Source organism: Variovorax sp. GW460-12-1-14-LB1 (assembly GCF_059423605.1).
In genome coordinates, this window is the sequence record NZ_JBWKYF010000011.1 from 56,058 (window position 1) to 75,897 (window position 19,840).

18 protein-coding genes are annotated in these 19,840 nt (G+C 65.6%); 1 reads left to right on the top strand and 17 read right to left on the bottom strand.

Annotation, left to right across the window (positions count from 1 at the left end):
* Positions 1-15: 15 nt before the first annotated feature.
* The 17 genes from AC07Y4_RS08220 to AC07Y4_RS08300 all read right to left on the bottom strand — a co-directional run bounded on the left by AC07Y4_RS08220 (position 16) and on the right by AC07Y4_RS08300 (position 18,893).
* Positions 16-237, bottom strand: coding sequence for a hypothetical protein (locus tag AC07Y4_RS08220; protein WP_495274344.1), 222 nt, complete (start codon positions 235-237; stop codon positions 16-18).
* Positions 238-240: 3 nt separating this feature from the next.
* Positions 241-2,112: a hypothetical protein gene (locus tag AC07Y4_RS08225; protein WP_495274345.1), complete on the bottom strand. Its 1,872-nt coding sequence runs from the start codon at positions 2,110-2,112 to the stop codon at positions 241-243.
* Position 2,113: 1 nt separating this feature from the next.
* Complete coding sequence (locus AC07Y4_RS08230) at positions 2,114-2,491, bottom strand: hypothetical protein (RefSeq protein ID WP_495274346.1); 378 nt, start codon at positions 2,489-2,491, stop codon at positions 2,114-2,116.
* Positions 2,492-2,494: 3 nt separating this feature from the next.
* The gene (locus tag AC07Y4_RS08235) at positions 2,495-4,519 is read right to left on the bottom strand and encodes an SPRY domain-containing protein (protein ID WP_495274347.1); all 2,025 of its coding nucleotides are present in this window, start codon (positions 4,517-4,519) and stop codon (positions 2,495-2,497) included.
* A 6-nt stretch (positions 4,520-4,525) separates the two neighbouring features.
* Positions 4,526-5,737, bottom strand: coding sequence for a hypothetical protein (locus tag AC07Y4_RS08240; RefSeq protein ID WP_495274348.1), 1,212 nt, complete (start codon positions 5,735-5,737; stop codon positions 4,526-4,528).
* Between the two features lie 9 nt (positions 5,738-5,746).
* A complete protein-coding gene (locus tag AC07Y4_RS08245) occupies positions 5,747-7,375 on the bottom strand; it encodes a hypothetical protein (RefSeq protein WP_495274349.1) in 1,629 nt (542 codons plus the stop codon).
* A gap of 8 nt (positions 7,376-7,383) precedes the next feature.
* Positions 7,384-9,426 (bottom strand): hypothetical protein, encoded by a 2,043-nt coding sequence (locus tag AC07Y4_RS08250; protein WP_495274350.1) that lies wholly within the window; start codon positions 9,424-9,426, stop codon positions 7,384-7,386.
* A gap of 3 nt (positions 9,427-9,429) precedes the next feature.
* The gene (locus AC07Y4_RS08255) at positions 9,430-9,825 is read right to left on the bottom strand and encodes a hypothetical protein (protein WP_495274351.1); all 396 of its coding nucleotides are present in this window, start codon (positions 9,823-9,825) and stop codon (positions 9,430-9,432) included.
* 3 nt (positions 9,826-9,828) lie between these two features.
* Complete coding sequence (locus AC07Y4_RS08260; RefSeq protein ID WP_495274352.1) at positions 9,829-12,624, bottom strand: phage tail tape measure protein; 2,796 nt, start codon at positions 12,622-12,624, stop codon at positions 9,829-9,831.
* A 107-nt stretch (positions 12,625-12,731) separates the two neighbouring features.
* Positions 12,732-13,517 carry a phage tail tube protein gene (locus AC07Y4_RS08265; protein WP_495274353.1) on the bottom strand — a complete coding sequence of 262 codons (786 nt, stop codon included), beginning with the start codon at positions 13,515-13,517 and terminating at the stop codon, positions 12,732-12,734.
* Between the two features lie 12 nt (positions 13,518-13,529).
* Positions 13,530-13,943: a hypothetical protein gene (locus AC07Y4_RS08270; RefSeq protein ID WP_495274354.1), complete on the bottom strand. Its 414-nt coding sequence runs from the start codon at positions 13,941-13,943 to the stop codon at positions 13,530-13,532.
* Positions 13,943-14,245: a head-tail joining protein gene (locus AC07Y4_RS08275; RefSeq protein WP_369663504.1), complete on the bottom strand. Its 303-nt coding sequence runs from the start codon at positions 14,243-14,245 to the stop codon at positions 13,943-13,945. The genes AC07Y4_RS08270 and AC07Y4_RS08275 overlap by 1 nt, the downstream gene beginning before the upstream one ends.
* 10 nt (positions 14,246-14,255) lie before the next feature.
* Positions 14,256-15,269 (bottom strand): major capsid protein, encoded by a 1,014-nt coding sequence (locus AC07Y4_RS08280; protein WP_495274355.1) that lies wholly within the window; start codon positions 15,267-15,269, stop codon positions 14,256-14,258.
* A gap of 45 nt (positions 15,270-15,314) precedes the next feature.
* Positions 15,315-15,692, bottom strand: a complete 378-nt coding sequence (locus tag AC07Y4_RS08285) for a head decoration protein (protein ID WP_495274356.1) — start codon at positions 15,690-15,692, stop codon at positions 15,315-15,317.
* A 26-nt stretch (positions 15,693-15,718) separates the two neighbouring features.
* The gene (locus AC07Y4_RS08290) at positions 15,719-17,065 is read right to left on the bottom strand and encodes a S49 family peptidase (RefSeq protein ID WP_495274357.1); all 1,347 of its coding nucleotides are present in this window, start codon (positions 17,063-17,065) and stop codon (positions 15,719-15,721) included.
* On the bottom strand, positions 17,062-18,693 hold the full coding sequence (locus AC07Y4_RS08295; RefSeq protein ID WP_495274358.1) for a phage portal protein: 1,632 nt from the start codon (positions 18,691-18,693) through the stop codon (positions 17,062-17,064). Before AC07Y4_RS08295 ends, AC07Y4_RS08290 begins: the two co-directional genes overlap by 4 nt.
* Before the next feature lie 2 nt (positions 18,694-18,695).
* Positions 18,696-18,893, bottom strand: coding sequence for a hypothetical protein (locus tag AC07Y4_RS08300; RefSeq protein ID WP_495274359.1), 198 nt, complete (start codon positions 18,891-18,893; stop codon positions 18,696-18,698).
* A gap of 34 nt (positions 18,894-18,927) precedes the next feature.
* On the opposite strand from AC07Y4_RS08300, the gene AC07Y4_RS08305 reads away from it, so the two are divergent.
* Complete coding sequence (locus AC07Y4_RS08305; RefSeq protein ID WP_495274360.1) at positions 18,928-19,821, top strand: restriction endonuclease; 894 nt, start codon at positions 18,928-18,930, stop codon at positions 19,819-19,821.
* Positions 19,822-19,840 lie beyond the last annotated feature (19 nt).

Genomic DNA, 19,840 nt, shown 5'->3' on the forward strand with positions numbered 1-19,840 from the left:
AGGTACCCCTTCTCTTTAGATTTCAATGACCTCGACAGGCAGTGACGGCGCTTCGCCTTCGATCGCACCGTCGCGCACGAAGACCGTGTCACCAATCGCACCCGCGCCTCTGGCCGTCAGCAGTCCGCCCCCTGGTAGCGTGACGGTGGCCACCTCGCCGTCGAGCGCGGTGATGGTTCCGACCTGCAGCGGGCGCGCCGGCAGCAGGTCGAGGAAGACGCGGTAGATGTTTCGCATGGGTCAGTTCACGTGTGTCTCAAGGCCGATCGTCTGGCGCAGCACCGGCCGATCCCAGTTCAAGGCCGTGCTGCGCACGAGGCCGAGCCGCGTGACGGGCCCGTCGACGTAGCGCACGAGCGCACCTGGCTGGATGATTCCGGTCTCGGCCAGCACGGGCATGCGCAGCGTCACGAGCGCCTGGCGGCCGGTGTTCGAGAGTTCGGCAAGGCCTCGCTGCCGTGCCGCGATCGCGTTGGTGATCAGCGGGTGCGTGACCATTGGCGCGACGGAGCCGCCCGCGGTGCCTGCGCGCGTCACCTGCCCGAGCACGCCTGCGCCAGTGGTGCCGCCAACGAAGATGCGGTCGTAGGCCGGCAGGCTGCGCCAGTCGATGCCCTCGACGCTGGCGATGGCGCTCGGCAGCTCGAAGTCGGGCGTGAGCGTGTGCCAGGTCCACGGCGTCGCCGGGTAGCGGGGCAGCACGCGCAGCGTCGCGTCCGTGCGGTGCGGCTGCACGTAGCCGCCGGCGGCGCGGACGATGTCCTGCACCGCGGCGATGTAGCTGCCCTGAACGTTCCAGGTGCCGCCGGGCACGCCCCAATCCTCGAGGCCCCATGCCACATCCCAGCCGATGCCCACACCGTTGATGGTCAGCGCAAGCGCCGCGAGCTGCTGAGCGGACAGCGTGGCGGCGCTGAAGTGGTTCAACGTGGGCGCGTACGGTGCATCAAGGATCGCGCTGCGCCCTCTGCCCTGCACTCGAATGCGCGCCTTGCCAAAGCTGCGCTCTCGGCTGTAGCTCTCGGCGCACAACCGGAAGGCCACGCCGTTGACCGTCGTCTCGATATCAACGGGGTCGCCGTCGCCGGCGGGCTCGATCAGCGCAAGAGCACTGGCTGGCAGCGACGCACTCCAAGCCCAGGTCCACGAGTCCACATCGAGACTCATGCTGAAGGCGTCCGCCTCGATGGCTGCGCCGGTGTCTACCCGGTGCAGCGTGATGTGGTTTTCCACGACGTATACCCTCCGAACTGGAACAACGACCGGCTCACTGGGCCGTGGCCCGTGGCGTTCGCAGATGAAAACGAGGTTGGTGTCCGCGCTCCACAGCGCCGAGAACACGAGGTTGCCGGTGGGCACGTAGCACGGCTCCGGTCGGGGTGGGATGGGCGTGTCACTGAGGCCAGGGGCTGGCCTGATCGCGTCTTGGTAGCGGGTGCGGGAGCCCACCTCGATCGGACGGCCATAGCCATCGTGCTCTGCGAAGGCCGCGTGCAGCGCGATCGCGTCTTGGCAGCGGGTTCGCGCTTGATTGCGGATCTTCCGCCCGTCCTGAAAGCGCACGACGGCCGACGTGCCGAGCGGTGCTCCGTTTTGAAACCGAACGGCGCGGGCGAGCGGTAGCCGCTGTGAATCTTGAAAGCGCGAGACGGCCGATATGCCCAGCGGCATTCCTTCTTGGAACCGATCTCGCGAGGCACGCCTGGTGCGCTGCGTGTCGGCCCATCGCGCCCGCACGCCAACGCGCAGCGGGACTGCAGACTGAAACCGGGCCTCTGTGGCGACAGGCAGGCGCGCCGCACGCTGGGCTCGGTCCTGCGTGCCCACAGCCATCGGCAACGCGTCTTGGAAACGAGCGCGCGTGCGGCCGACAAGGGGCCGCTGCGTGTCCGAGTGATAGACGACCTCGCCGGACAAAGTGGGCTTGGTGAGCACGACCGCGCCCGACACACCGATGCCGAGCGCAACACGGCCCGACAGGGTCGGCTTCGCAAGCGTGATCGCGCCACTGATGAGCGCATCGGTGATCGGATTGCTGCCGTCGTCACCGAAGACGAGGTGTGCAGGCTGCGCAAGCGGCGCGGCGCGGAAGACGAGGTCGACGGATGCCACGTCACGCCATCTTCAGCTCGGCCAGGATCGCACGGGCGCCGGCATAGAGCAGCGTCCCCGTGGTGCCGCTGACCTTGAGCGCGCCAGAACCCAACGTGTCGGTCACGTCCCCTATGCCGAGCAACGCGCCGGCACCGTTGTAGAGCTCGAAGCCATCGGCCTCGCCTTGCTCAAGAATGAAGTCGCCCGTGGCGTCCCCTTGCGCGAAGACCAACTCGTGGGCGACCAGTGAGGCGGCCGGCTTCGCGAAGATCATCGTCACGAGAGCCGTCACGCCCTCGTACAGGATGGCATAGGCGGGCTCTGCATCCGCGTCGAGCAGAGCTGCCACGCCGAGCAGCATGGCGTCGTTTGTGGCAACGGTGTGCGTGAAGGCCATAGTTCAGGGGTCCGTGAAGATGAGGACGCTGGAGGTCATGGCATTGCCCGGTGTCACCTGATCGGTAGTCGCAAGCCCTGTCGTCACCTCCGACACGCTGAGAAGGCGCCATGCGACCGCCAGGCGGTTGTCATTGCTCAAAGACAGCGGGCGCGGGATCTCGGTCCAGCCAAGCGAGTAAATCTTTGCCTGTCCGATGTAGCCCACGAAGGTCGCGGCTGCGATGGCGATTTGGTTCTTGCTGACCGCCGAGGACACAGACGGCACTGCAACGAAGGCGTCGCTCGTGCTGTTCTTGACGAGGTGCCCTTCGGTTGCAAACGCCGGGGTGCCGGTCGGGCTTGAGAGCGCCAGCATCTGCCCTTGCAACCGCAGATTGCTCGTCTGCCCGAAGGTGTAGCTCGCGGTCGTGCTGCCGTCTCCCGCGACCGCGGTCTTCGTGTAGACGTGAACCTCGGTTGTTGCGCCCGAGCCCGTGGCCCCGCCCGACGACGAACGCAATGTCCAGCCGGCGGGCGTCGCGGCGGCCGACGACCGAACGGAAACGATGGCGACAAGAAGGTCGCCCACCTGCGTCGTGTTCGGTACGACCAGCGCGATCGCCGTGGCCGTGGTGATCTCCTGAAGCGGTGACGCACCTCTCAGTGCCAACTCGGGCACAGGGGTGACGGGCGTCTCGATGAGATCGGGCGCGAGGTTGTCGCCAACTACCGCCCGATGGTCATGCTCGTAGTCGTAGCTGATGACGGTGTACCGCTTGCGCTCGTCGACGTAGTCAAACTGATAGGCACCCGTGACACGGTCACTCCACTGCTCCCGAATGACCGTACCGTCCTGTTCGCGGATGAGCCGAACCAATCGGCGCACGGGCACGTCGGGCGAGCCGTCCTCTTTGACCGTTCCGTTGATCCGACCGACGCCAAGCGCCCAAGAGTCGGTGTAGTTGTACTCTCGCCGGCTCTTTCCCAAGTGGTCGAGGACCATCGCCGAGAGAGGTTTCACAATACTTGCGAGCGTGTTGATACTCACGATGTCGCTGGCCAGCGCAGCGCGCCCCCTCATGATGTTGTGGCGTCGAATCAGAGGTGCTTCCGACCAGTCGGACACCCCCGCCACCGGGTAGGTGAAGCCCGAGCCTTTCAACGTCGCAGTCGACATCGCCTGTGCGGCACTGGTCGTCCCCACGTAGGGCACCAAGGTCAAGCCCAGCAGCCCCGTGGCGCTCGCCACGCCCTGAGACACACCATTCCTATAGAACGTCAAGGACCCCACGGCAAAGTCGATCACGACTCCGATCACGTCCCCCGCAACGAATCCAGTGCCGTAGGGCGTAGCCGCCCCCGCGAGGTATTTGTTGCCGTTGCGGTTGTATCCGTAGCTCCCGGCGCCGCTGCCCACGTAGGTGCTCGGGTTGGCTGCTGCGGTGCCCACTCCTACGGCAAAGTCTGCGGACGGCGCAATCGAAGTGACCGTCACCTCAAATTGAAGCTTCCCCGTGGACTTGTAGACCAGGCCTTTGCCCGAGGTTGCGTTGGCCGTTCCGAGCACCAACTGATCCGCGCTCAAAGTCGACCATGTCCGCGCGCGATCCACAAAGGACCATACGTTTGTGGCGTCGACACTGTCCGTTTTTGCACGGGGCCCGGGCCAGGTGAAGCCTGCCAGCAGGAGAAGGTCGGTCCAGGTCGAAGCGTCGTCCGAGAATTGAAGACGTGCGGCCAATGGGAACTTCACGGCATCGCTGCCCGAGCCGAACCGGATGTCCGACACGTCCATCGAATTTCCGACGCCCGCATCCCACGCCATCACAAGTGCCGAAACGGCGCTCGCCGACCACAGGGCCCCTGTTGTTAGGTCGTCATCCTGCAGATTCGCAAGCGCGCCCGACGTTGGCGCGATGTTGCTCGTCAACGTCGCCGATGCGTCGACGCGTGTAGTTCCTGAGAGCAGATGGAACTCGCTGAGCTCCAAGCCGACAAGTCCATAGGCCTCGAAACCGAGCGCGCGCCAATAACGATGTGCGGCCATCCTGCGTTACCGCCAAGGGCCGGTCACGTCGACGAAAGACGCCCCGGTGTTTCCAGTGGTCGGCGTGCCGGACATCGAAGCCTGCGTCGGGTTCAACGCCACGAGAGTGCGTCCCGCAAAAGCGCCGGCCCCTGGGATGCGGTCGTTCATGCGAAAGCTATCGAAAAGCAAAGTCTGCGGGGAACTCACGAGACCGGGGCAATCCGCCCGCGGCGGCGCCGTGGTGACGGTTGTTGTGAAATAGCGTCGGCTGAGCTTGAGTGAGCCATCCACCAGGCTCGGAAACGAACCAAACGTGGGGTCCGTACCCGAGAGAATGTTCTGGCCGGTGTACGGCAAGCAAAAGTGCTGTGCAGCGGACCCCACGCCAGCGAAAGAGCGAGGAAAGACAGCGTAGCCGGACGCCTGCGTGCCATCCAGCGCAGAGTCGTACATCGAAGCAGAGCCGGGTTGAACCGAGTGGCTCAGAAAACATGCGAATGCATCGCCTCCCGGCTTGAGAGCGATGGCATCGCCAAACCCTCTTGTGCAGCCTTGCATAAAGGATGGGCTTTGCGGCAGACCGGGGGCGATGTGGATCAAGAAAGTACGGCCATCGGCGACCAACACCCACGCAACCGGGGCCGACGTAGCCACGGTGCTTTTAGGCCAGTACCCTCCTCCTGAAATCTGCGCCGTCGTCGGGAAAGGACCCGCACCCGTGTTGACATCCGACATGGCCTCGTAGCCGATCACTCGGCACTGCGTTGTGGCCGTGTCGTCCACTCGCAGGAGCATCCCGGTCGATGCAACATCGGCCGACTTGTACGCTGCGAGGTTCGTGCCGCTGAAAGGCTTGAGCCAGCCGGCGGGCGCCACCTTCATAGTGATCGTGCCGGTGTAGGTGCCGTCAGGCAGCGCAGTCGCGAACGTGCGTGTCGTCGCGCCTGGCATGCCGGTGATCTTCTGCTCGCCGTTCAGGCCCGCGAAGCCCGCCGGCCCACCGGTGACGCCTGCGATCTGCACGACCGCGTCGACGAGCGATGCATGCGTGCCGGTGTAGGTCGCTGTCGCAACACCGCCGACGACGACGAGCGAGGTCAGAGTCTTCGTGTCGAAACCGTCTTTGAGGCACGCGTCGAGCAGCGCGATCATCGAGCCGACGGTGCCGCTCAGCACGGGGGCGTTGGCCATTGCGCTCGTGAAGTACTTGACAGAGGTGTCAACGGGAGAAGTCATGTCAGGGCCTTAGATGATTGGGTTGTCCACGTCGCCGCGCACGAGCACTTCGAACGAGTAGTCTTCGCCGGCTTCTGCGCCGGGGGTGATGGTTTGCGCGAGCCAGAAAGTGGGCAGCGCGCCAACGGTGTTGACGCGGAGCAGGTTGCCGACCGCCCAGCCGGAACCCCATCCGCCGACAGGGATGCGCAGGTACGGCGCACCGGCGTTGTTGTTCATGGGCGCCGTCTCGGTGTTGATGCTGCCCTCGCCGATCACACCCAGGTGCTCACCGATGATGTCGAACGTCATCGTCGACTTGAACCGGAAGGCCCACCGTTCTGTGACTGCCCCGGCATTCGTGACCTCGACCGGGAAATCGATGTCGTTGTAGGTCGCGGTCGCCGAATCGCCCACCAGCGAGTCGGCGAAGGTCTGCGGACTCCAGGTGGCTTGGTCGAAAAGCAGCGACACGCGGGCGGCCAGGTCGCCCGTGATGAGCGCGCTGGAGATGTAGGAGCCGGCCGGATAGTCGTGCGTCAAAGGGCGCATGCCCGTCAGCTGCCCGTTGATCTGGGCGTCGCGTGTCTGCGTCATGTCCTCGATGCGGTGTTCCACGCGCATCGGCTGCACGAAGCCCGTCACATCGGTCCAGGTGACGACACCTGCCTCCAGATCGACCGTGTAGCCCGTGTGCTGCGTGGCGCCGTCGCTGCCGATCACGCGCACGCGCGACAAGCGCGTGCGGCCGCAATTCACGGTGCCGCCAACGATCGCGGTTGCGGGCGTGGTGGTGTCCTTGTGGCCGATGACATGCGCGCCGCCGGGCCGGAAGATCGGCACGCGACCGTCTGTCGGCAGACGCACAGGGTCGATGCCCAGCAGGGCGGCGTCCAGCGGCAGGTAGGTGAAGGCCACGGCGTTGAGGCGAACGGTCTCCTGGCGGATCAGGTCGACGTAGGCGTTGGTGACACCCGGCACCCCAAGGAACGACAGGTCGGCTTGCGTCTGTCCGCCGGCGGAGGTGGGCGTGACGCCGACAATGATCACGACGCCCGTGGTGTAGTTGACCTTGCCCTTGACGCGCGTCGCATTGATGTATCCGTCGCTGTCGGCCGTGACGTTGAACGTCGTGCCGTCCTGCATGGTCCCGAGGATCGAGACGCTGCCGGTGCGCAGCGGCGCGGTGGGCACACGGAACGTGATCGCGTAGGTGCTGAAGGGTGTATCGGGACCGTTGACGGGCGCACCCGCCACCCCGCGCCAGTTGCTTACGGCAGGAGATCCACCGGCCGCCCACGAGTCAAGCACCACCTCGCCCTGGGCGGGCGTCATCGTGCCGACCGTGGTGCCGTTGCCGGTCACTGGCGAGGGATTGATCTGCACCGCGCCGCTGGCCTTGACGACGTAGTCCTGCCCTGCGCGGCTGAACCGCACGCCGGACAGGGAAAATGCGTTGGCGACGTTGGTCTTCAGGTGCAGCTGGTCCATGTCGCCGGACAGCACCTCGGCGCCCGCAGCGCCCGACGAGAACGTCGCGGCCGCGCTGGCGACGCCCGAAAGGTTCATCGACAGGACCGTGCTGAGCGCGACTGACGCGAAGGGGACGCGCTTGAGTGCAGCGCCGGTATCGAGGGGGTTGAGAGTGACATCGGTCATGTTGTGCCTCAGGCAACCACGATGTCGCCGATGAAGTCACCGGGTCGTCGCAGAAGGACGTTGTCCCAAGCAGTCGCAAGCAGCGCGACCGGCGTGGGGATGACGGTGTTGGCGGTCAACGAGAACGTGCCGGCGGCGTAGTTGATGCTGCCGACCACGAGGCGCGCATCGCCGAGTAGCAGCACGAGCGCGCCCGCCGCGTCATCGACGATGCGGTACGTGGTCGCAGCACCCCAGTTCACCACTGGGTTGTCCTCGTAGATAGCTTTGATCTGCCCCGTTACGTCGAGAGCGACCGAGCCCGGCGTGATACCCGTCACGCCGAGGTCGCCCGACCCACCAACGATGGAAACCGTGGCTGCGGTCTTCGCGCCGGTGTCCACGTTCACGGTGATGGGCGTGCCAGGTGCAGGGAGCAGGTTCGGGCTCAGCCGGAAGGTGCCGCGCGCGTAGTTCACCGTGCCCGTGGCATCGCCGGTGATGCTGCCGGCACCGTCGTCCTGCGCCGACCGGGCTGTGCCGTCGTTCCACGCGATCGTGAGCGCGCCGGGCTTGATCGCCTTCGCGCCGGCTTCAAGGCTCGAAACGCCCGAGGTGTTGAAGGGCCAGTAGAAGCGCCCGTTGTTGTCGAGGGTCAGCACCTCGCTCGACCGCGCTGCGTCAGGCTCCACCCACTGGTAGATGACGAAGCTGCCCACGTCCGGCAGCGCGCCCAAGGTCACGAGGACCGTGCCGGTGTCGAAGTTCAGGTTGCCGGCGCCGAAGCTGCTGTCGGGGCCCCTGATCGCGCCGTCGCCCTGCTCGCGCAGCACATACCAACGCCCTTGGCTCATGTAGCTGATCGACAGCGTACCGCGCGCAGGGGCCGGTTCGATGGTTCGAACGTAGCTCAGGGACCGCGTCTCGGCCTTGACCTCGAAGCCCTGCGACTGGCTGACCGCCTGCGGGGCGGCGCCGGGCGCGTAAGTGATGGTGAAGATCCGGCCGCCCCCGCCGAACACTTCGGTCGTGAGCGCGGCAATGCCGTTCTCGTAGTCGATGGTGCCGACCTCTGCGCCGCCGGACAGGAGGCGCCCGCCGCTGTCCGTCACGGAGATTGCATCCGCCACGATCGACAGCGTGCTCGGGGCGATGGCACCGCCCAAGGACAGGCTCTGCGTCGTCGAGAAGATCGCATTCAGGCTCTGCACCACAGCGCCGCCCGAAGACACCACGGCCGCAGACAGTTGGTTCATGCGCGCGTCGGCGATCGGCGTCTCGATCTGGGCCGATGGCACCAGTTGGGTGAACATGGATTCACCCTTGATCGTGAAGGCGCCGATGCTGGCAGGCTCTTCGAGGCGCGTCACGCCGTAGTAGCGCGCGGCGTTCGCGACGACCGTGTCGCTCAGCTTGGTGAGCTGCGCAATCTGGGCCTTCGTGTAGTCGAAGCGCGACATGTCGAAGCCGGGAAAGTCCTGCGCCAGCGTGTTGCCCAGCCGCAGCGTGAGCACCCAGCGCTTGAACAGCCCGCGATCATCTTCGAACTCCCGCTCTTCGGCGGCGGCCTCGATAACCCGCACGTACTGGCGGAACTCGTCGGGGAAGCCTTCGCGCTTCGTGAGCACCATCGTGGCACCGATCGGCGGCGTATTGCTGGTCTTCTGGAAGATGAGCAGCGTGTCCTGATGCTGGATGTGGTTGCCGTAGAGGTACGCCGGGTACTGCGGGCCGATCGACAGGTAGGCCTCGATCCGCGAGACGGCCTCGACACGCCGGTCGAATGTCTCGCCCGTGCTGAAAGCTGTCATCGAAATGTTCGGGTCGTCGGGCGGCTCCGAAATGATGACGTTCGACCCTTGGTACACATCGACGTTGGCCGTGTCGACATGCACTGCCAGTTTGCGCAGCTTCACGCGGCCGAGCGCGCGGTCCAGTTCGGACACGTCGGGGAAGATGGCGTTGCTGGTGCCGTCAGGCACGACAACGCCGGTGGGCGCGCCACCGCCCTCGGGCACGTCGGCCATCACCTGGGTTTTGACGAGCTTGAGGTCGCCGCTGAAAATTGTCATGTGTCAGACCTCGATAAGTCGCAGCGTCGCGACGTAGGGATGGGTGTCGGGCGGAAGTTCGGGGCGCAAAACCGGCGACGCCTCGATGGGAGCGCCGGGGGCGAACTGAACAGTGAAGGTCCGGCCATCGGCCAGCGTCAGCAGGTGGTCGCCTACCGGATCGCTCGCGGCAAGGGCACGCAGGCCCTCGAGTACGCTGCGTCGAATCCAGCCGGCATCGGCATCGCCACGCAGCGTGATGGGACGGCCCGCCTGCTTGACGGCCGCGTCGATGAGCAGTGCGCCGGTCACGGAATACTCTGCCGACTTCTCGACTGCGCTCCACGAGAACTCATCGATCCAGACCATGCCGCGCGAAATCTGCAGCGCGCCGAGCGTGTGAAATTGGGAGGTTGCCATTGCTTATCTCGATGCCGCGGTGCCGCGGGCTTGCTCCAGCTGCGCGAGCAGCCCCTGAATGGCGTCCGCCCCGGCAGCGTCGGTGTTGACAGCGCCCATGTCCCGGCCGTTAAGGTTCAGGTTCACGCGCACATTGCGCGTGGATTCGGGCCGAGGGATGGTCGACGGCTGCTGCGCCTTGCTGTTGGCGGTGCCGAACGTGTATTGCTCGGCTGCCTTGAGCAGCGCCATGCTGAGCGTGCCGCCGTCGCCGCCGTACTTCTTCTGTCCCGGGTTGTCGAAGAACGGAATGTCTCCCTTCGAGTCCGCAAACTCGCTCGCGATCTTTCGCGCGACCGAGTCGTCATCCACGCCAGCGGCCTTGAGAAAGGCTGCGATGCCGGTGCGCGTGCCCAGGTCGGTGCCCGCGCCGCGCATTTCCCCGCTCATCTGCGTCGACTTCACCACCTGGTTGGGGCCGATGACGCCGAGTTGGTCCTCGGGCCGGAGGTAGGTGCCATTGGGCAGACGCCCGCCGCGCACAGCACCCGGCGCGCCGGCGCCACCGCCGGCGGCTCCGCCTGGGCCAGCGCCACCGGGCGCGCGCACACCCCCGACCGCCTTGCCGTAGTTCTGTGCGGCTTTCGCGGCGTTGTCGAATCCTCCAGCCAAGCCCTTCAATGCCGCAGACGTCTGAACGAGCTGCAGCGTGGCGCGCCCTGCCTCATCCACCTGCACCTCGTAGCCCTTTGCGGCAGCCTGCGCGGCAACCCACGTGGGCACCACTCCATCGTTGGCGGCGATGGCGGCTTCAGCGGCCTTCGCCCATGCTGCGGCGATGGCATCGGCGCTCGCCTGCCCGCTGTCGCGGATGAGTTCGAAGTCCTGACGCGCAGTTTCGGCTGCGATGCGCAGCGATTCCTTCGTCTGCAGGCCCATGCGCGCGAACGCCGCTTCGATGGCTTTGGCCTGCTGCTCCTGCTTCTTCGTGTTGTTCTCAGCAGCAGCGGCAGCGGCATCCGTGGCAGCCTTGAGCTTGACCATGACCTCTGCCGCACGCTGCACATTGCCGGTGGCAATCGCCTGCGCGTATTCGGCCCGCAACGCCTCCTGTGCAGCCGTCGCCTCCTGCGCCCTTTTGGCCTGCTCGGCGTGGGCGACAGCCGTGACGCGGGATTTCTCTGCCGCTGCAGCATTGGCCTCAGCCGTGGCCTGCAGCGTCGTGGACATCCCGGTGTAGGCCTTCTCAGCGGTCGCCGCTGCGACGGCGGATGCATCGGCTTCCGTGGTCAGCGCCTTCCATCCGGCGCGAGCTGACTCTGCGCCTTCGGCAGCCCGATCGAATGCAGCGCTGGCTTGTTGCGCATACCCCTCCGTGACGCCGGCCATGCCCTGCGCAGAGTCGCGGATCTCGTCGGCGGCCTGCTTGAATGCAGCGGAGACGTTGCCAATGGAGATCTTCGAGAGGCCCTCGATGATGAGCGAAACACCGCTGAGGATGTTCGAAGTCACGCCGGCGAACGACTCAGCGATCTTGAAGATGACGCCGATGAGCACGTTGGCCCCGCCGGACATGACGCCCCACGCGGTTTGCACAACCTCGCTCGTGGTCTTCGCCCTGCGGCTCAGGTCCTCAAGCGTTGCACCAACCCGATCGGCGAACGCCAATGCGCTCGAGGTGGCCGCGCCGAAATCAAAACTCGCCGCGAAGTCCCGCACCCACTTGATGGCCGCCTGGAACGCCGTCGCAATGGCTGTGCCGAACTTGGCCACCGTCCCGTCGCTGACCGCGGCCCGCAACGAGGTGGCGAGTTGTTCGGCCGCTTTCGTGAGGACCGGCAACACGGGCGTGCCCAGCGTGTTGGTCACGTACTCCCATGCGCGACCCAGCCCGCTCACAGCGCCGTTCAGGTTCTCCTGCATGACCTTCGCGGTCGCTGCAGCGCTGCCTTCGGAGTCTTTGAGGGAACGCGTGAGTTCGCCGAGCTTGCCGATGCCTTGATTCAGCAGCGCGCGCAGTGCGGGCCCAGCCTCGGTCCCCACCGCATTGATGGCCCGGCTCACGCCCGGCCCGCCCTTGCCAAGCTCACGCAGGGCAGTACTGAAATCCACCGTCGTGATGCCAGCGGCGGCAAGCTCCGTTCGGAACTTGCTGGCCGGGTCAGCAAACTGCGCCATGATGCTGTTGAGCGCCGTACCAGCGCGGCCCGCATCGATGCCGGCGTCAGCGAATTTGCCGATGATGGCGACCGTCTCTTCGAGACTCAGCCCCAACGAGTTGGCCAGCGGCGCTGCGTAGCTCAACGCCTGCGCAAGACCGGTCACGCTGGTGTTCGTCGCGTTTGCACCCTTAGCGAGCACGTCGGCCACCCGCCCTGCATCCGCGAACGAAAGGCCGAGACCGTTGACAGCCTTGGTGACGTACTCGGCTGAAGTGGCGAGCTCAATGTCGCCGGCCGCAGCCAGGTTCAGGACTGCGGGCAGCGTGGCGACGGCATCCTTGGCGCTCAGGCCAGACTTGGCGAGGTTCTCGAGCGCTCCCGCCGCCTCCACTGCACTGAACTTGCCGGAGGCGCCGACTTCTTCTGCCGTCTTGCGCAGCAGCTTCATTTCCTCGGCGCTGGCATCCGTCGCGGCCTGAACCCTGCTCAGCGCCGCCTCGAGGTCGGCTGCGCCCTTGATGGCGCCGACGAATGCCTTGACGCCGAAGTAGCCGAGGATGGCCGCGCCGACAGCTGCAATCTTGGCCTGCAGCTTGTCGAATACCGCGGACGCATCGTCCTTGGCATTGATGAGAATCTGAATCGGCTTAATGGCCACTGGGAGAGAGGGTCAGGTGAGTGGGGCGATGGCGGCGCATGGAGCCTCTGTGCGAAGCCGCATGCGTCATCACGCCCCCGCGGTGATGCGCGGGGACGGGCGTTCGATCAGGCGACCGGTCGGCCTCCGACATAGACTGCTTCCGCATTCGCGGACTTGAGAACGTCAACGTCAAACTCGACCTTCACGAACTCGACTTCGTTCGAAACGATGGGCAGATCGCCGGACGGCGTGAGATTGCAGCGGGGCATGTACCAGTCCTTGTTGCTGCCTGCCGCGTTGTCCGCGACCACGCGGATCGCGGAGAGGAAGGACGTGTTGCCGCCGGTCTTGAGGCGCGTGTACGAGCCAGCCACGGGCGTGTAGCCGAACTGCACGACGCCGGCCGTGATGCCACCGCCGCCGATGATCTGCACCGCGCCGGTTTCGGGGTCGACGTTGAAGTCTTCTCCCGCCACATAGGGCGTGGTGCCGTCTTCGGACTTGACGGTCACGGCAGTGACATTGCGCACCCCGATAGGGTTCGCCGCCGTCTGGCCCAGCTGATAGATCTTGCCGGGCACAACGGTGCGCAGCTCGGCAGTGACCGCCACGGCAGCCTGCACCACCACTTCACTCGTCGCAGCGAGGAAGCGCTGATAGGTCGCCATGCTCATGTTGTTGCAGGTGATCTTGGCGGTTCGCTTGACCTTGCCGGTCAGCGTGCCGATGAGTTCGCTGGCCGCGCTCTCGGCCGAGAATTCTTCGGCCTTCTCCGAATCGATGGTCAGCACGAAGGCCGGGCAGTTGCCCATTTCTTCTTCGCCCGTGAGTTCCTCGAGGGCGTTCATGATGTCCAGGCGAAGCCGGCCGCGGGGGGCCGACAGTTCCGTCTTGGTGTGCGAGATAGGCATAGCGATGTCCTTTCAGGGTTGCCCGTCGAAGCGGGCGGAAGTAGAAAAAGCGAGTTCGATGCCGACAAGGCCGTTCTCGAGAAAAGGTGGCGGCTTCACGCGCACCAGTTGAAGACGCTCCCAGCGCCTGCCCGCGACCTGCCCAGGCGCCCAGCCGTGAAGCGCCTCGATGACGAGCGCGAAGGCGCTGTCGAGCTGCGGTGCGGCCTCTGCATCGGCGCGCCTGCCAACGAGCGTGACAAGCCACAACGGCCGCACCAGCACTCCCGGCACCTCGCTGGCCGGCACATCCGCATCACCAAACATCACGGACGCGAAGAGGTCGGGCTCTCGCTTTCCGGCGTCGGAGAACATGCCCTTCACGGTCCACGCTTCGGCCAGGCTCGCGCGCAGCCGCTGCACGATGGCGGGTTCGAGCGCCAGCATCAGAGGCTCCCCAGCACGAGGCGGATGAATCCGGCGCCATCGGACTCCGCAGTCACCACCTCGTAGCTGCGCCCGCGCAGAACGATGGTGTCTCCGCGCTCGACATTCGCGAGCAGCTCGGCAGCCCCGCTGCATTCGGGTGCGCTGGCGTCGATCTGCCCGTCGAAGGACTGGGCGGACGGCACATCGAAGATGACCGGCACGTCGACGCCCGCCACCGTCGCGATGGCGTTCGCCAGGTGGCCGAGCACCCCGGCATCCACCATGGCTTCGATATCGGCGAAGGGCGCGCGCGCAGACATGCTCGGGGCCTCAGCGAACCTTGGCCGACATCGAGGCGTTGACGCGGTACGGCACCGGCAGCGGGGCCGATTGCAGCAGCAGCAGGCGCACAGCCGGATCTTTCTCCACCCACGACTTCGAGAAGTACGGCATGGCCTGAAAGCCGGACTCTTCGTCCTTGATCGCGCCATAGGCGCGCGTGCCTTCGAGGTCCGGGCTCGTGATGAGCACCGTGTGGTCGGGCAGGTACGGCGTCAGCGCGCCGGTGTCCGGGTCTTCGTACCAGCCGGCATAGACCCAGATATCGAAGTCGCCGATATTGCCCATGTAGCGACCACCCTCGCCGATCACGGTCGCGTTGAGCTTGTCGGCGCCACGGAAGCGGTCGAGCAGCTTCTGCACCGAAGGCGCAGCGCTGAAGAGCTGCCAGGCCTTCACGTCCATGATGAGCGTGTTGCCGGCCGCGCCCGAATGCTGCGTCACACCCATCGACCACGCCTGCACGTCTTCGAGCGGGTCGACGCCGGCTTCACCCCAGCGGTTGCCGGCCAAGAGTTCGACGGTCAGGTCGGCATGGCGACCGAAGTCCACGACCACGGTCGGATACTGTTCGCCCTTGACGGTGACCTTGCCGGTGCGCAGCGCTTCCACAGCCATGACTTCCTGACGGCGGGCGAGCATCTCGAGCTGATCCTGCAGATCGGTGGCGAGCAATGCCTGCAGGCGCTGCGCCGGCGACAGCTCGCCACCGATGCGCTCACCGATGGCGCGCTTGAACGGGCGCGAACTGTCGAAGACGCGCTTGTCCTTGATGTAGGCGGGCTTGAAGGTCTTCGTGACGAAGCCCTTCGACTGCACGACCTTGCCGGCCACGATGGGCGCGACGAACGGCGCCAGGCGGCGGCGACCGTTCTCGACATCGAAGTGGATTTCCTCGCTCGTCTCGGTCTGCATGGCCGTGAAGAACGAATTAAGGATGAACGGCGCGGGGGCCGGAAGCTCGGCGATCACACGCGCGAGGACGCCGATGGAAAAAATGTCCATGAAAGTTGCTCCTGATTGAGAGGTTGGATTGCTGGGTGCTGGGCGTCAGGCCACGTCGGCCAGCAAGGTGATGCCCTTGGTGCGCAGGGCTTCGGTGATGCTGGCAACGGTGTGGCCCGCGCCGAGCACGAGCGCGCTCGTGTTGAAGTCGCCGCGTGCATAGCCGAGCGCTTCCCGGTCGCCCGCGGTGGCGTCGACCGTTTCGGCCAGAATCAGGTCCGGCTCTTCGCTGCCATCGGCGGCGGCCGAGGCGCTGACGGTGTGCTTCTTCGAAGCGGTGATGACGCCGAGCACCGTGCCGGCCGCGTAGACCGCGCCGGCCAGCAGCGTGACCTTGCGGCCCACCAGCAGGTGGGCGTTGCCGGCCACGAGCACCTTGGAGGCAGAAACGCCCTCCGTCGAGAAACTTGCGCGATAGTTCATGTTCGCAACTCCTGTGAATGGTTGAATCAGCGCGAGCCGCGGAAGCTCGCGACGATCTGGCTCGCGAGAGCGGCCTCGTCGGTCTGCGCGCCGCTGCCGGCCTCGACGCCCGAGACATCGGGATTGCCCACCGCGGCCATGGCGGTGGCGAAGGCATTCACCGGCGCGGCGGTAGCCACCGGTGCGGCACCGAGAACGGCGCCGGCTTGCTCGACGCTCAGGCCGCTGGTGACGCACTGAATGGCCAACTGCGTGCGCCCGGCCGCGGCCTCGTGCGCGAAGATGCCGCTCACGCGAGTGCGCTCGGTCAGCGCGCCCTCCTGGCGGCCTTCGGCGCGTGCCGCATCCACATTGGCCTGCGTGAAGGCGGAGGGAACTGCCGGCGCACCGGCGGGGGCTGCTGCGGCTTGATGACCGCCCGCCTCGTTGGGGGAAATGCCGGACATAGATGCTCCTTTGTCGTTGGCGTTGGATCGGGCGGTCGGCCCGACAGGGAAGGACCGGCCGCGTTGGGCGGCCAGTTCGGAAATCAGTTGGTCTGTGGTGGCGATGCGGTCGGCCAGGCCAGAGGCCACGGCCGCGACGCCGGAATAGCTGGCGGCCTGCGTCTTGCGCACAGCCGCCGCTTCCATGCCGCGGTGGCGTGCGACCGCATCCACGAACATCGTGTAGAGCCCGTCAATCTCGGCTTGCCAGGCGCTGCGCACGTCGGCGGGCAGCGGCTCGTAGGGGTTACCGTCGACCTTGTGCGCACCGGCGAAGATGTGCGTCACGGTGATGCCGTCCTGATCGAGCGCGCGCGAGAAGTCGACGTGCCGCGAGACCACACCTACGGAGCCGGCATAGCCGGTTGCGGTAACCGCCACTTCGTCGGCTGCGCTGGCGCCCAGATAGGCGGCGGACAGCGCCATGCCGTCAGCAATGGCCTGCATGGGCTTGCGACCGCGCAAATCGAACACGCGCTGCGCATACTCGAATGCGCCCTGCGCCTCGCCACCCGGGCTGTCGTAGACCTGCAGCACCGCGTGCACATCGGGATGGCTCATCGCATCCTCGAGGTCGGCGGCCAGGTCGTTGTAGCCCACGAGGAAAGTGCTCTCCGCCACATCGAGGCGGCTGCGATGCAGCAACGCGCCGTTGACGTTGAGCACCGCGACGCCTTCGACCACGCGATAGCCGCGGTCGCTCTGCTCGCCGCGCCGCGTCGAGAACAGTTCGGGCGCCAGCTTGGGCAAGCCATCGGCCGAGGCGACCATCAGCGGCATGGCGCCGAGCAAGCGGTCGCTCAGGCCGGCAATGATGGCGTCGAGCTTCTGCGGATGGATGAGCAGCGGCGTGTTGAAGATCCGCGCTGCGAGATGGGGGTATTTCATGCGGCGGTTTCCTCGTTCTGCCCTTGGGATGCGCCAGCCTGTTCTTCGTCGTCGGACTTGCCCTGCCCGGCCGAAGCCAGAGCCACGGCGATGGGCTGCGCGGTGTTGAGGCCGCGGTCAGCGGCCATGCGCAACTCGATGGCGCGCTGATCCATGATTTCTTCGTAGTCGTCGCCCTGCTCCGCGCATTCCTTTTCGAGCGTGGAGATGCCCATCTCGATGCGCAGCCCGGCGGCCTGCGCCTCTTTCACTGGATCGACCCAGCCACGGCCACCGAAGATGAAGCGCGCGCGCAGGTAGGCGTAGCGGTTCTCATAGAAACCGGGCGCCTCGATCTCGCCGGCGTTCACGGCCTCTTCGAACCACAGTTCGTAGATGGCCCGAAGCCAGTAGTCGGTGAGCCAGCGGCGGCGGCCGTGGAAGTAACGCCAGGCCTCGAGCAGGGCGGCACGCGCGCTGCTGTAGTTCGACTTGCTGAAGTCCTTCAGCAGCAACTCATAGGGCAGGTTCATGCCGGCGGCGATGTGTCGCAGCGAGGCGAGCATGAAGGCCTCGAAGGCTTGATTCGGGCGGCCTGGCGTGAAACTGGAGAGTCGCGCGCCGGCGGGCAGCGGAATGACCGCCGCGCCCTTGAGCTGGCGGATGTTGCGGGTCTGCGCCACCGATGCATTCCACTGGTCGCGCGGGTTGTCACCGAACAAAGCGGCGGCCGAGTTCGGGTCGAGGTCCGACTCGAGGAACGCGGCAACAAGCGAGTTTGCGAGGCTGGCCTGCAGCTCGTTCGCCGCGTACTTGCCGGCCATGTGGAATTCGCGCATGACGGCCGTGACAACGGGCTTGCCGCGCGATTGGCCGGTGCGTTCCTTGTCGTGCAAGTGGATGACACGGCGACGGCCCCACGCGGTGAAAGCAGGAATGCGGTCCCATTCCATGAGCTGCGCTTCTCGCGTCATGCCATAGAAGCCGAACGCGAACACATCGCCCGGATGGCGCTTGAGGATGTGGTACGCCACAGGCGCACCCCAGCGGTCGAACTCGATGCCCTTGCGGATGTCGTCGCGATGCTCGAGGCCCAGGGGCGTGGCGAGCCGGTCTGCCTCGACCATCATCAAGCGCGTGTTCCAGCGCGTGCCAGGACGGGGCAGCCACAGCGGCAAGCCCAACGCGTCGCCGTTGAGCATGGCGCCGCCGAGAGCTTGCAGCGTGAGGCCGAGCAGGTTCTGCGTGCGCGCCGCGTCGCACTCGGTGGTCTCCGCCCACGAGCGGAACTTAGCCTCCACGAGGTTGCCCCATTCGCGGCTCTGCTCGCGCGTCCACCCGAGCAAGCGATAGTCCGGCGTCGCGCTGAGCCGCAGCACCGATCCGACGATGTTGTCGCGCATCGTCTGCATGCCGCCGGCCATGAGGCCGTTGTTGCGGCCGAGGTCGCGCGAGCGTGCAGTCAGCGTGTCGAGGTCGGGCAGCAGATCCGCATCTGCGCTGCCGGCGATGGGGTTCCAACCATGCAGGGCCAGGTCGTTGGTTGACGCGGCTTCGTGCGCGTTCATCCCGGCGCCCGCGGGGCCGCTGGCGCCAGGCGCAGAGATGCGCGGGCCAGCGTGCATGAGACGGCGGTTGCGGCGGCTCATCTTCAAACGATGTAGATCGGGCCGCGCACCGCGCCACCGGAAACACCGACGCCGCGGGCTTCGAGCTCTTCGCTCAACGCCGCGATTTCCTTGCGGATTTCAGCGACGTTCTGTTGATACTGAACAGAGCGCCCGTTGTGCGCGGCGGATGTGGGAGAAGCGAGTCGGTCCTGCAGCGACGCCATCAGGCGCGTGCGCATCGCTTGGAGTTCTGAAACCGTGAGGTGGCGGTAAATGCCCATGCATGCGATGACAACAGTTCATCGCGGACATTTCCGCTGGACAATGTCACAAAATCATGTCCACCCCAAAATGATCGACCACCCACTCCCCGACGATTGGAAAGAGCTGCAATCAGGAGTCAAACGCCTGTTGCGCAACATCGGACTCGATGCCGAGGCAGAAGTCGAAGTGGAGACCCCGCGCGGCAAGGTCGAGCTCGACGTGTTCGCTGTTGACGTCCACAGCGTCGACAAGATTCGGTATGTAGTCGAGTGCAAGAACTGGAATGCAAGCATTCCGCAAACGGTGGTTCACGCATTCACTACGGTCATGCACGAGACAGGAGGCAACATCGGCTTCATCGTCTCGAAGCACGGCCTCCAATCAGGCGCAGAACAGTACACACGGAATACCAACATCACCGGACTGACCTACCTCGAGTTGCAACAACGCTATTTCAAAGTTTGGTGGGAGCGCTATTTCTGCCCTCGGGTCGGAGATGCTGCGGATCGCGTGATGGAGTACGTCGAGCCGTTCAGCCCCGTCAGAACCGAGCGGTGTAATGACCTAGACCCAAAAGCCCTCGAGGAGTTTGAGCGTCTTCAGGCCATCTATACCCTCCCAGTGAACGCTTTTTCAATGTTCAATTTCCGCTCTATCACTCCGGGCTGGGAGCCGAACGAGTTCACGGCAGCCCCCACGAGTCTGGACAGCTATATACGCGAAACACTGGTGAAGATTTCGCCACATGTGAGATGGCGTTGCGCCACCTTTCGAGAACTTCTTGAAGGCATTCTGAACTTTCTTCACGATGCCGAAACTGCATTTAACGCCCTCTTCGGTGGGCACATAAACGAAAGAGACCCGATCACTAACGTCGGCCCGGATGGGCCCGCACTTGATTGAACTTTGCTTATCCAGCAGA

Bases quoted from the DNA above. Each gene is read 5' to 3' on its own strand.
- AC07Y4_RS08220 (WP_495274344.1), bottom strand. From the start codon at position 237: ATGCGAAACATCTACCGCGTCTTCCTCGACCTGCTGCCGGCGCGCCCG.
- AC07Y4_RS08230 (WP_495274346.1), bottom strand. From the start codon at position 2,491: ATGGCCTTCACGCACACCGTTGCCACAAACGACGCCATGCTGCTCGGC.
- AC07Y4_RS08235 (WP_495274347.1), bottom strand. From the start codon at position 4,519: ATGGCCGCACATCGTTATTGGCGCGCGCTCGGTTTCGAGGCCTATGGA.
- AC07Y4_RS08240 (WP_495274348.1), bottom strand. From the start codon at position 5,737: ATGACTTCTCCCGTTGACACCTCTGTCAAGTACTTCACGAGCGCAATG.
- AC07Y4_RS08245 (WP_495274349.1), bottom strand. From the start codon at position 7,375: ATGACCGATGTCACTCTCAACCCCCTCGATACCGGCGCTGCACTCAAG.
- AC07Y4_RS08250 (WP_495274350.1), bottom strand. From the start codon at position 9,426: ATGACAATTTTCAGCGGCGACCTCAAGCTCGTCAAAACCCAGGTGATG.
- AC07Y4_RS08255 (WP_495274351.1), bottom strand. From the start codon at position 9,825: ATGGCAACCTCCCAATTTCACACGCTCGGCGCGCTGCAGATTTCGCGC.
- AC07Y4_RS08265 (WP_495274353.1), bottom strand. From the start codon at position 13,517: ATGCCTATCTCGCACACCAAGACGGAACTGTCGGCCCCCCGCGGCCGG.
- AC07Y4_RS08270 (WP_495274354.1), bottom strand. From the start codon at position 13,943: ATGCTGGCGCTCGAACCCGCCATCGTGCAGCGGCTGCGCGCGAGCCTG.
- AC07Y4_RS08275 (WP_369663504.1), bottom strand. From the start codon at position 14,245: ATGTCTGCGCGCGCGCCCTTCGCCGATATCGAAGCCATGGTGGATGCC.
- AC07Y4_RS08280 (WP_495274355.1), bottom strand. From the start codon at position 15,269: ATGGACATTTTTTCCATCGGCGTCCTCGCGCGTGTGATCGCCGAGCTT.
- AC07Y4_RS08285 (WP_495274356.1), bottom strand. From the start codon at position 15,692: ATGAACTATCGCGCAAGTTTCTCGACGGAGGGCGTTTCTGCCTCCAAG.
- AC07Y4_RS08290 (WP_495274357.1), bottom strand. From the start codon at position 17,065: ATGAAATACCCCCATCTCGCAGCGCGGATCTTCAACACGCCGCTGCTC.
- AC07Y4_RS08295 (WP_495274358.1), bottom strand. From the start codon at position 18,693: ATGAGCCGCCGCAACCGCCGTCTCATGCACGCTGGCCCGCGCATCTCT.
- AC07Y4_RS08300 (WP_495274359.1), bottom strand. From the start codon at position 18,893: ATGCGCACGCGCCTGATGGCGTCGCTGCAGGACCGACTCGCTTCTCCC.
- AC07Y4_RS08305 (WP_495274360.1), top strand. From the start codon at position 18,928: ATGCCCATGCATGCGATGACAACAGTTCATCGCGGACATTTCCGCTGG.